Genomic DNA, 1,089 nt, shown 5'->3' on the forward strand with positions numbered 1-1,089 from the left:
GTGATCTGATTGAAATCAAAATACTGTTCTTTCAGCTCATAAGCTTTTTTCAAATTTGAATCAATATTTAGTATAGTCTTCACGATCTCCCGTTCCGTAATATGATATTTCATCACATGGTCATATCTAGGTTCCGCGTACTCCAGTTGTGAATATCTTTTAAATAAGAGTTTTCGCCGCTGCTTCAATAACCGGTATTCTATTGATCTTTTGTCTTTGGTGTACCGATTCATCACCTTCTTCCGGATCCTGTTTAAAGCATCATTAAAATACTGGGATACATGAAAAGAATCCACGCAGACTGTCGCATTTTTAAAAAAAGCGTGCGCTATATCTCTGTATGTAGAATTCATATCGATTATAATAATCTTGACCCTGTTTCTTAGATTGGTTGGAATTTGGAAAAAATAATCGCTGAGGAACTGGGTCCTTCTTGATTCCAGGATATCGATGATCGCTTTGTTCTTGAAATTGAGCATGATGAAGGCATACTTATTTTTACGATGTCGGCTGAAGTAGAATTCATCCCAGCACATGATCTCAGAAACAGTTCCAGGTGGTATCTGGACATGTCCGTCAAAAAGATTCATAACAGAAGTGACAGAGACATTATATTTTCTGGCAACCGATGAAAAGGTGGAGTTATATGGTTTAAGATCTTCCAGAATACTGGCGGCAGTGTTCTGGGAGATTGTTTTTTTATCTCCGATAAGAGTGGTCCTTTCTTTAAAAGCCTTTCCACATTCTTTACAGACGTACCGACGACTTTTATAAAAAACGGTGGTTGATCCATCATTGAAGATCTTGGCTTTCACTTTTTGGATACGGTAGTCCTTAACACGGTTGGTCAGGCATCCGCATTTCGGACAAAAATGATCTTTTATCTTTAATGTGATCAAATAGTCGGAGTGGCCGTTTTTTGATGAAATAGGAACTATAGATTCCACATCCTCTGGGGTAAGATTCAATGATCTTAATATATACTTTTCCATTGATACCTCGCTTTCTGATAGAATCGAACGTACCCATTCTATCAAGAGCGATGAGATTTTCGAGACCCCCACTTAAATTTAAAGCGATACAAGAAAA

The 1,089-nt window shown here is 37.6% G+C and carries 1 protein-coding gene; it reads right to left on the reverse strand.

The window, feature by feature from the left end:
* On the reverse strand, nt 1-992 hold a 992-nt coding region (locus HNQ43_RS09060; protein ID WP_183376973.1), incomplete at its 3' end, for an ISL3 family transposase.
* Between the last annotated feature and the right edge of the window lie 97 nt (nt 993-1,089).

It is taken from the genome of Faecalicoccus acidiformans, from assembly GCF_014202635.1.
Lineage (GTDB): Bacteria > Bacillota_I > Bacilli_A > Erysipelotrichales > Erysipelotrichaceae > Faecalicoccus > Faecalicoccus acidiformans.